This is a genomic window from Nakamurella sp. (assembly GCF_048594475.1).
Lineage (GTDB): Bacteria > Actinomycetota > Actinomycetes > Mycobacteriales > Nakamurellaceae > Nakamurella.
In genome coordinates this window covers 1-8,963 of sequence record NZ_JBMDXT010000444.1, presented here as the reverse complement: position 1 = coordinate 8,963, position 8,963 = coordinate 1, and the positions used below count along the sequence as shown (strand labels likewise).

The window sequence follows — 8,963 nt, the reverse complement described above, 5'->3', positions numbered from 1 at the left end:
TTGGTGGTGCCCGAGGTGCAGACCACGGCGACCACGTCGGAGACGTCGATTCCCTCGATGCCGGCCCGCACGGCCTCGGCGGTGACCCGGTGGTCGGGGGTGCGCACCACCAGGGCGTCCATCTCCAGCAGCCGCAGCGTGTTCACGATCGAGGAGTGCGCGTCCTCGCCCACGACGACGCGCGGCCGGCGGCCGGCCAGCGCCGCGCCGAGCCGCCGCTTGCCGGTCTCCCGGGCGACGGCGAGGGCCGAGAGGTTGCCGGCCGATCCGCCGGAGACGAAGCAGCCGCCCGCGGTCGACGGCATCCCCGCCTCGTCGGCGATCACGCGCAGGGCGGTGTTCTCGGCCGCGATAGCCCCGGACGCCTCCAGCCAGGAGATGCCCTGGATCGACGCGGACGAGACGACCATGTCGAACAGCAGGCTCGCCTTGGTCGGGGCGGCCGGGATGAAGCCGAGGAAGCGGGGGCTGTCGGCGGAGATGATGCTGGGCGCGATCACCGAGGAGTACACGCCCAGGACCTCGTCGGGCTGCCGACCCTGGTCGCGGATGAGCCCGTCGAGATCGTGGTACAGCTCGGGCGCGGTCCGGGTGCCGCGGTCCAGCGGGACCGGGGCCATCCGCAGCCGGTTCTCGGCGTAGGCCAGCACGCTGCGGACCATGGCGTCGGTGGTCTGGTTGACGGAATGCACGGAGGATCAGTCCTTCTCGAGGGTGGTGGGGTTCGGGGTGGACGCGGGGGCCGATCCGGCCGCTGGCTCGGCCAGCAGGCCGACGGGCCGGTGCCGCTGGAGGGCGGAGTGCCGGATGCCCCAGGTGAAGTACCAGACCAGCGCCACCGCGACCCAGCCGACGAAGACGAGCAGGGTGATCGGGCGCAGGTCCTTGATGATCCACAGGCACCCCAGCGCGGACAGGATCGGGGTGATCGGGTAGAGCGGCACCCGGAACGAGCGGGGCAGGTCGGGTTCGCGGCGGCGCAGCACCATCACCGCGACGGACACGACCAGGAAGGCGACCAGGGTGCCGACGCTGGTCATCTCGGCCAGGAAGCTGATCGGCACGAAGCCGGCCAGCAGGGCGACCACGGCGGCGACGACGATCGTGTTGGGGATGGGCGTGCGGGTGCGGGGGTTCACCCGGTGGAACAGCGACGGGATCATCCCGTCCCGGGACATGGTGAACAGGATCCGGGTCTGGCCGTAGAGCACGACCAGGGTGATCGAGAAGATCGACACGACGGCGCCGGCCGCCAGCACCGTGCCCGGCCACGAGGCACCGACGATGGACTCCAGGATCTGCGCCAGCCCGGCCTCCTGGCCCTCGAACTGCGTCCACGGCTGGGCGGCCACCGCGACCAGGCTGACCAGGATGTACAGGCCGGTGACGGTGATCAGCGCGATGATGATGGCCGTCGGAAGCGTGCGGTGCGGGTTGCGGACCTCGTCGCCGGCGGTGGAGACCGCGTCCAGGCCGATGAACGAGAAGAAGATGACGCCGGCCGCTGCGGTGATTCCGGCCATGCCGAACGGGGCGAAGTCGGCCAGGTTGTCGGTGTTCCAGCCGGTGATGCCGATGGCGATGAACATGATCAGGATGCCGATCTTGATCACCACCATGACCGCGTTGACCTTCGCCGATTCGCTGGCCCCGCGGATGAGCAGCGCCGCGCACATCGCGATCAGCACGACGGCCGGCAGGTTGATCAGCCCGCCCTCCTCGGGCGAGTTCGCCAGCGCCTCGGGGATGCGCCAGCCGATCAGGTTGTCCAGCAGCTCGTTGAGGTACTGCGACCAGCCGACGGCCACGGCGGCCCCGGACACGCCGTACTCCAGCAGCAGGCAGGCGGCCACCACCATCGCCACGAGCTCACCCATGGTGGCGTAGGCGTAGGAGTAGGACGAGCCGGAGACCGGCACCGCACCGGCCAGTTCGGCGTAGCAGACGGCGGTCAGGCCGGCGACGACGCCCGCGATCACGAATGACCAGATGACCGCCGGGCCGGCCAGCGGGACGGCCTGGGCCAGCACGAAGAAGATCCCGGTGCCGATGGTGGCGCCGATGCCGAACGCCGACAGCTGGAACAGGCCGATACTGCGGGACAGCTCGCTCCGTCCGGTCTCCGAACCGGACTCGGCCTCCATCTGGGTCACCGGTTTGCGGCGCAGCAGCCGGTGGGCGAGGCCCGGGCCGGGCGGCGGGGTCGTGGTCGAAGCGGGCACGGCGGCTCCCTGGGGTAGCCGGACGCGACGATGCGCCCGGGGTGGTGAGGGGGATGCGTCGGCGGTGCCGGACGCGGCAGGGTCATCCGAGACGCGCCCCGGACCGGCTGCGGCGGTGGTGGGGGCGGTGCTCGTCAGGTGGTGCAGGAGGGGACCGGTCGCGGGAGCGACCGAGGAACCGGCCGAGCCGGTCGGTGGGCGCGCGGCGCCCGCCGGATCACCAGATGGCGACGGCCTGGCTGCCGAACAGCGCGAAGCGCTCGGGACGAGCCGGCAGGGTCAACGCACCACGGAACTTGGCGACGACGGCGGGCCGCTGCGGCACGAAGGCGGCCGGGGCGGCGGTCGGGGGTCGCAGGTGCGTGGGCATGATGCAGATCAGGATGGCAGAAGAAACTGATGTTGACCAGACCTGAATCAGAGTTTCTTGCGCGGCCGATGGGATGGTCGCCCGGATCCGGTGGATTCCGCGGCGCCAGCCGGTCCCGGCCGGGTCGTCGGCGAGCCGGCTCGAGCGGGGTGGTCGAGAGCACCCGTCCGGGCGTGTTAGCCTTTTCCGCGTCGCTGGGCAAGTGGCGAAATGGCAGACGCGCACGGTTCAGGTCCGTGTGTCCGAAAGGACGTGGGGGTTCAACTCCCCCCTTGCCCACTCTGGTTGAGACAGACGACAAGGCCCCGCCGGCGTCATCGCCGCGGGGCCTTTGTCGTCGCCGGGTGTCGGGTGTCGTCGGGTCCGCCTCTTGCGGGTGAGGTTGCCGGCGCCGGGAAGGGTGGGGGACATGACGGCCGCTCAATGGTTCCGGCTGGCCGTCGGGGCCGTCCTGACCGTCGGCCCGCTGGTCGTCCTGTTCACCGCCCTCGACCCGATCTGGAACGGCCATCCGGCCTACCCGGCGACCCTGCTGGTGGCGGCGGCCGCCGGCCTGGTGCTGGTCGCCTCCGCCTTCTGGACCCGCGGCCGGCCGGCCGACCTGCCGACCGGCCGGACCCCGGCGGACCTGCCGGCCGCGTCGCCGGCGCGGGCCCGGCGGGTGCTGCGGGTGACCGGTCGGGTCGTGCTGGCGGTCCTGGTCGTCGGCCTGGTCGCCGCACTGTTCTGGTTGCGGCCGTTCGCCGCGGGCTCGGCCTCGATGTCGTTGCTCGCCGGCGGCACCGGAAGCGACCCCGCGGGCACCGCGCCGTCGACCGCCGCTCCCGGGGAGCCGGCGGCGGTCACCGTGGTCGACGGGCCCACCTCCATCGAGCTGGTGCCGGCCCGGCCGACGGGCAAGGGTCTGGTGTTCGTCCCCGGTGCCCGGGTGGACCCCCGCGCCTACGCCGAGGTGCTCTGGCCGGTCGCCGCGGCGGGTCACCTCGTGGTGATCGTCAAGCCGCCGTTCGGCATGGCGATCGCGCAGACCGGACAGCCGGGGACGGCGATCGAGGCCCACCCGGAGGTCACCACATGGGCGGTCGGCGGGCACTCCCTGGGCGGGGTGGTGGCCTCATGGTACGCCCAGGACCACCCCGACCAGGTGGACGGACTGTTGCTGTTCGGGTCGTACTCCGACCGGGACCTGTCCGGCACCGACCTGGTCGTTGAATCGGTGTGGGGCAGCAACGACGGGCTGACCACCCCCGAGGACATCGAGCGGACCCGGACCAACCTGCCGCCGTCCGCCGGTTTCACCGAGATCGTCGGCGGGGTGCACGCCTACTTCGGCGACTACGGCGAGCAGCCCGGTGACGGGCAGCCGGGCATCGACCGGGCCGCGGCCACCGAGCAGATCAGCGCGGCCGCGGTCGACTTCATGCAGGCCCTGCCGGCCGGATCGGGCTGACCCGGCGGCCGGGTCAGGGCCTGGCCGCGGCCAGGAACCGCTGCCCGAGCCGGGCGGCCGCGTCCCGCAGCTCGGGCGGTCCGACGATCCGCACCGGGACCTCCCACCAGGAGACCCAGGCGGCCAGCCGTTCCCACGACCACGACCCGGTGACGACCCGGGTGCGCGCCGGACCCAGGGCCTCGACGACGGACTGCCGGCCCGTCCAGGGCTGGACCTCGTTCGCCGGCGCGTCGACGACGAACTCGCCGCGGCAGGGCCACTCGCGGCCGTGGAAGACCTCCTGCAGGTAGCGCGCGACGTCGCCGCCGGGCAGGTCGCGCGGCGTGAACCGCGGCCCGGTCGGCGTCCGCGGGTTCATCCGGTCGACGCGGAAGGTGCGCCAGTCCCCGCGCTCCAGATCCCAGGCGACCAGGTACCAGCGGCCGCTCCAGGTGGCCAGGTGGTGCGGCTCGACCCGCCGCCGGGGCGCATCGGCGGCGCCGGCCGGGCCGGTGGCCCCGACCCCGCCCGAGTCGGTCCGGGGCCGGCTCGGGCGCTCGTAGTCGAACCGCAGCACCTCCCGGTCGCGCACCGCCGCGCCGACCGCGATCAGGACGGCGGAATCGACCCGGGGCTGCTCGCGATCGGCCGGGACGGTGGTCACCGGCAGGGCGTCGATCCGGCCCCGCAGCCGGGCCGGCATCACCTGGCGAACCGTGGCCAGGGCCCGCAGTGCGCCCTCCTCGATGCCGGACACCCCGGTCGACGCGGTCTGCAGGGCCACCGCGACGGCGACCGCCTGCTCGTCGTCGAACAGCAGCGGCGGCAACTCCGACCCGGCGTCGAGCCGGTAGCCCCCGTCCGGACCCTTGAGTGCGCGGACCGGGTACCCCAGCTCGCGCAGCCGGTCGACGTCGCGGCGGACCGTGCGCGGGCTGACCGCGAGCCGCTCGGCGAGAACCTCGCCCGGCCAGTCGCGCCGGGCCTGCAGCAGGGACAGCAGGCGTAGCAGCCGACCGGAAGGCCCGGGGGAATCGCTCATGGACGAAGAATGCCGGGTGAAGCGGCCACAATCTGACCGCTGTCCGGGCGAGTCCGGCGAGCGGGGTCGGCACCGGGATCGGTTCACCGTCGGGCGGGGCGCACGCTGCCCAGCTCGCGGCTGATGGTCGGCCGCCGGCGCCGCCGAGGTGTTCAGCCGGGTCAGAGGAGGATCACGATCTTCCCGCGCACGCTGCGGGTCTCCAGCGCGGTGAAGGCAGCCGCGGCGTCCTCCAAGGAGAACGTGCGGCCGACGCGCGGGGTGATGGCCCCGCCGGCGAGGTAGCCGGTGAGCCGAGCCAGCACGCCGTCTGACTGGGCGGCCTGACGGATGACCGTCAGGCCCTTCGCGGCCGCCTTGGCCTGGTCGAGCTCGCCGATGACCGTGACGAGGGTGCCGCCGTCCTTGAGGATGTCGTAGGACTTGTCCAGGGTGGCGCCGCCGACGGTGTCCAGGACGGCGTCGACCTCGCGCAGGTGTTCGGAGAAGTCGTTGGTGGTGTAGTCGAACACCTCGTCCGCGCCGAGCTCGCGGACCAGATCGACGCCGTCGCCGCTCGCGGTGGTGGCGACGTGGGCACCGTGATGCTTGGCCAGCTGGACGGCCGCCGAGCCCACCGCGCCGGAACCGCCGCTGATGAACACCTTCTGCCCGGGCTGCACCGTGAGGCCGTGGTCGATGGCCTCGACGGCGGTGGTGCCGGCGACCGGCATCGACGCGGCGTGGGCGAAGGACAGGTCACCGGGGATCCGGGCGAAGTTGGCGGCCGGGACGATGGCCTGCTCGGCGATGGCGCCGCTGCCGCCCAGCAGGGCGTAGGCGTTGCCGTAGACCCGGTCGCCGACGGCGACCTCGGTGACGTCGGGACCGACGGCGGAGACCACGCCGGCGACGTCGCCGCCCAGGGTGGCGGGGAACTGCAACGGCATGAGGGCCTGCGCATACCCGGCGCGCAGGAAGGAATCCAGGGGGTTCAGGGCCGCGGCCTCGACGGCGACGAGAACCTGGCTTCCGGTGGGCGTGAGGTCCGGGACGTCGGCGATGTGCAGGACGCTGTTGTCGCCGTACTCGGTGATCTGCAATGCGCGCATGGTGGGGCTCCTTCGGTGGGTCGAGAGGGGTGGGGGAATCAGCCGCAGGTGCCGTCGAGACGGCAGATGGGGCCGGAACCGTCGAGCTCGACCAGTTCCACGAGCTCGATCGGGAAGGGTGTCGGGTCGGTGGTCGGCGGGGCGCTCGCCAGACCCGGCGGGGAAGCCGCCGGCGCGGCGGCCGGCCGCGGGACACCGGTGCCGGTGTCGGCGCTCATGCCGATGCCTCGGCCGCGGCGCGGGCCAGCACGGTGGCGTACCCGTCGACGCTCCGGGCGCCGGCGACCGCGAGGCGACCTCCGACCACGGCGAAGGGGACGCCGGTGATCCCGAGGGCGCGAGCCCGGGCCCGGTCCGCCCGCACCGCATCGCCGTACTCGTCGGAGGCGATGACCCGTCGGGTGTCGGCCTCGGGGATCCCGTGCCGTGCCGCCGCCGCCGTCAGGTCGGTCGGGTCGGCGGGGTTGAGGCGCCCGGCGAAGTACTCGCCCTGGACGTCGGTGAAGAACGCGTCACCGACGCCGCGCTCGGTCGCCAGGTGCAGCACCCGGTGCACGTCGAAGGTGGTGGCCACCGGCCGGTCGATGGTGAAGGCCAGGCCCTCGCTGTGCGCTTGACGGGCCATGCCCTCCTCCATCATCCGGGCCTGCTCGGGGCGGACGCCGTGGACGCGGGTCGCCACCTCCAGGAGCGGTTCCACCTGCCCGGCCGGCCACTCGGAGTGCAGTTCGAACGAGTGCAGGACCACCTGCGCGTCGATGCCGCCGACGGCGATCGCCCGGGTGAGGCGGTGCTTGCCGACGTAGCACCACGGACAGCTCAGATCGGTCCACAGGTCCACCCGCACCGGGGTGCGGCGGCCGGACTCAAGCGCGGGACCAGCGGGAACGGGCATGGCAACCTACTATCGATGTGGTGGCGCACAACTTGTGCGTAACGCGATGATGTACCTCTCGGACGAGGTCGACAAAAGGCACTTCGGTGTTCGCGAACAGGCACATCGATGTTCGTGGGAAAGGCAGGAACGCGTGACGTCGGCGGCAGCGTCAGGCCGTGCATCGCCGGTCCAGGAGGTCGGCGTGTGCTCGGGGTGGCCCAAGGAGAGCGGGTTCATCCGGGAGGTCCTCGACCGGATCGGGGACAAATGGACCGTCCTGATCATCGGCACCCTGCGGGACGGCGCCCTGCGCTACTCGCAGCTGCACGCGCTGGTTCCCGGGATCTCCCAGCGCATGTTGACCCTGACGTTGCAGCAGCTGGTGCGGGACGGCCTGGTCACCCGCGTTGCCTACGCCGAGGTCCCGCCCCGCGTGGAGTACTCCTTGACACCATTGGGCCGGAGCCTGCTCGACGCGGTTCTGGCCCTCTCGACGTGGGCGGTCACCAACTACGAGGTCGTGGCCGCCAACCGGCGAGCCGCTCAGGGTTGATGCGGTCGCGGTCGGCCAGGTGGCCGAGCTGACCGGCGGTCGGGCGGTGCATCCGCCGGCCGGCCGGGCCGCGTACCGTCCGGGACGACGAGAAGTGCCGGCTTGCGGCCGGCACCGGATCGGGATGGAGCACGCCGTGTCGCGATCGGAGGGGGCGCCGGGCGCCCTGACGGCCGGGCTGGACACCCTGCTCGACGCCCTGGTGGTGCCCGGGTACAGCCGATTCGGGGTGGCCGCCCGGCGCCACTGGTGGCCGGCGGATGCCCGGCCGTTCGACACCCCGGCGGATGTGCTGGTGACCGGGGCGAGCTCGGGGCTGGGGGAAGCGACCGCCCGGGGCCTGGCCGCTCTGGGGGCCCGGGTCCACCTGGTCGGGCGCAGCGCCGACCGGCTGGCCGCGGCGGCCGGGCGGATCCGGGCCGCGGTACCCGCGGCCGACCTGGTTCCGCACGCCGCGGACATCTCCGATCTCGACGCCGCCGCGCGGCTGGCCGACGCGGTCACGGCGCAGGTGGACGGCCTGCACGCCTTGATCCACTGCGCCGGCATCATGCCGGCGCGCCGGACGTTCACCGCCGACGGCAGTGAGCTGGCCTTCGCCACCCACGTCCTGGGGCCGTTCCTGACCACCGTGCGGCTCCGGCCGGTGCTGGCCGCCGACGGCGACGCCCGGGTGGTGTTCGTGTCCTCCGGCGGCATGTACAGCGCCGCGCTGTCCGACGACCTGGACTCCGGGATCGGCGACTACAGCGGGGTGCGGGCCTACGCCCGGACCAAGCGGATGCAGGTCACGCTGGCCGAGCTGCTCGGGGCCGCGATGAACCGGCCGGCGGACCCGGTGGTGCACAGCATGCACCCCGGCTGGGCGGCGACCCCCGGCGTCTCCGATTCGCTGCCCGGGTTCGACACCGTGGCCCGGCCGATCCTGCGCACGCCGCAGCAGGGCGCGGACACCATCGTCTGGTTGGCCGCCGCCGAGCCCCCGTCCCGGTCGACCGGACAGTTCTGGCACGACCGGCGACCGCGTCGCACCTACTTCCTTCCGTGGCAGCACGACGACCCGGAGGTCCGGGCGCGCCTGTGGCGGGCCTGCGAGCGGCGGACCGGGGTCACCCTGTCGTGACCGGGTCGCGGTCCGGTTCGAACGTGTGATCGGCGGTACTGTCGGAGCTCGCTGCCATGCTGGACCGGCCGGACGGGGCGCCGGACGGCAGCCAGCGGGCGGCTCGCACAGCCCACGGATCGAGCGGGGACCGGATCGATGAGCGACAAGGATCTGACCAGGATCGCCGCGCTGCTGCGCAAGGCGGAGGGCACCGACAACGAGCACGAGGCGGACGCGTTCCTGCAGGCCGCGCAGCGCCTGGCCACCCTGG

At 73.2% G+C, this 8,963-nt stretch carries 11 protein-coding genes and 1 tRNA gene; 5 read left to right on the top strand and 7 right to left on the bottom strand.

What is annotated here, in order from left to right; translation table 11 throughout:
* From ACOJUF_RS20025 to ACOJUF_RS20015, 3 genes are all read right to left on the bottom strand, one after another.
* Nucleotides 1-692, bottom strand: a 692-nt coding sequence (locus ACOJUF_RS20025; RefSeq protein ID WP_420123576.1) for a pyridoxal-dependent decarboxylase, incomplete at its 3' end; no start/stop codon positions are given.
* 6 nt (nt 693-698) lie between these two features.
* Nucleotides 699-2,144: an APC family permease gene (locus tag ACOJUF_RS20020; protein WP_420123578.1), complete on the bottom strand. Its 1,446-nt coding sequence runs from the start codon at nt 2,142-2,144 to the stop codon at nt 699-701.
* Between the two features lie 295 nt (nt 2,145-2,439).
* Nucleotides 2,440-2,592, bottom strand: a complete 153-nt coding sequence (locus ACOJUF_RS20015) for a hypothetical protein (RefSeq protein ID WP_420123575.1) — start codon at nt 2,590-2,592, stop codon at nt 2,440-2,442.
* A gap of 196 nt (nt 2,593-2,788) precedes the next feature.
* On the opposite strand from ACOJUF_RS20015, the gene ACOJUF_RS20010 reads away from it, so the two are divergent.
* Together ACOJUF_RS20010 and ACOJUF_RS20005 are read left to right on the top strand one after the other, a co-directional pair.
* Nucleotides 2,789-2,871: transfer RNA gene (locus ACOJUF_RS20010), tRNA-Leu, on the top strand.
* Nucleotides 2,872-3,001: 130 nt separating this feature from the next.
* On the top strand, nt 3,002-4,042 hold the full coding sequence (locus ACOJUF_RS20005; protein ID WP_420123574.1) for an alpha/beta hydrolase: 1,041 nt from the start codon (nt 3,002-3,004) through the stop codon (nt 4,040-4,042).
* A 13-nt stretch (nt 4,043-4,055) separates the two neighbouring features.
* Here ACOJUF_RS20005 and ACOJUF_RS20000 read toward each other — a convergent pair whose 3' ends face one another.
* The 4 genes from ACOJUF_RS20000 to ACOJUF_RS19985 form a co-directional block, all read right to left on the bottom strand.
* Complete coding sequence (locus tag ACOJUF_RS20000) at nt 4,056-5,066, bottom strand: helix-turn-helix transcriptional regulator (RefSeq protein WP_420123573.1); 1,011 nt, start codon at nt 5,064-5,066, stop codon at nt 4,056-4,058.
* Nucleotides 5,067-5,227: 161 nt separating this feature from the next.
* A complete protein-coding gene (locus ACOJUF_RS19995; protein WP_420123572.1) occupies nt 5,228-6,157 on the bottom strand; it encodes an NADP-dependent oxidoreductase in 930 nt (309 codons plus the stop codon).
* Nucleotides 6,158-6,195: 38 nt separating this feature from the next.
* Nucleotides 6,196-6,375, bottom strand: coding sequence for a hypothetical protein (locus ACOJUF_RS19990; protein WP_420123571.1), 180 nt, complete (start codon nt 6,373-6,375; stop codon nt 6,196-6,198).
* On the bottom strand, nt 6,372-7,052 hold the full coding sequence (locus ACOJUF_RS19985) for a DsbA family oxidoreductase (protein ID WP_420123570.1): 681 nt from the start codon (nt 7,050-7,052) through the stop codon (nt 6,372-6,374). Before ACOJUF_RS19985 ends, ACOJUF_RS19990 begins: the two co-directional genes overlap by 4 nt.
* Nucleotides 7,053-7,236: 184 nt before the next feature.
* Here ACOJUF_RS19985 and ACOJUF_RS19980 point away from each other — a divergent pair, with 184 nt between their 5' ends.
* From ACOJUF_RS19980 to ACOJUF_RS19970, 3 genes are all read left to right on the top strand, one after another.
* Nucleotides 7,237-7,587, top strand: coding sequence for a winged helix-turn-helix transcriptional regulator (locus tag ACOJUF_RS19980; protein ID WP_420123569.1), 351 nt, complete (start codon nt 7,237-7,239; stop codon nt 7,585-7,587).
* Nucleotides 7,588-7,723: 136 nt separating this feature from the next.
* The gene (locus tag ACOJUF_RS19975) at nt 7,724-8,710 is read left to right on the top strand and encodes an SDR family NAD(P)-dependent oxidoreductase (protein ID WP_420123568.1); all 987 of its coding nucleotides are present in this window, start codon (nt 7,724-7,726) and stop codon (nt 8,708-8,710) included.
* A 138-nt stretch (nt 8,711-8,848) separates the two neighbouring features.
* Nucleotides 8,849-8,963 (top strand): DUF2786 domain-containing protein (locus ACOJUF_RS19970; RefSeq protein ID WP_420123577.1); only part of this gene is annotated, 115 nt, incomplete at its 3' end.

Coding starts and splice junctions, on each gene's coding strand:
- ACOJUF_RS20020 (WP_420123578.1), bottom strand. CDS start 2,144: ATGGAGGCCGAGTCCGGTTCGGAGACCGGACGGAGCGAGCTGTCCCGC.
- ACOJUF_RS20015 (WP_420123575.1), bottom strand. CDS start 2,592: ATGCCCACGCACCTGCGACCCCCGACCGCCGCCCCGGCCGCCTTCGTG.
- ACOJUF_RS20005 (WP_420123574.1), top strand. CDS start 3,002: ATGACGGCCGCTCAATGGTTCCGGCTGGCCGTCGGGGCCGTCCTGACC.
- ACOJUF_RS20000 (WP_420123573.1), bottom strand. CDS start 5,066: ATGAGCGATTCCCCCGGGCCTTCCGGTCGGCTGCTACGCCTGCTGTCC.
- ACOJUF_RS19995 (WP_420123572.1), bottom strand. CDS start 6,157: ATGCGCGCATTGCAGATCACCGAGTACGGCGACAACAGCGTCCTGCAC.
- ACOJUF_RS19990 (WP_420123571.1), bottom strand. CDS start 6,375: ATGAGCGCCGACACCGGCACCGGTGTCCCGCGGCCGGCCGCCGCGCCG.
- ACOJUF_RS19985 (WP_420123570.1), bottom strand. CDS start 7,052: ATGCCCGTTCCCGCTGGTCCCGCGCTTGAGTCCGGCCGCCGCACCCCG.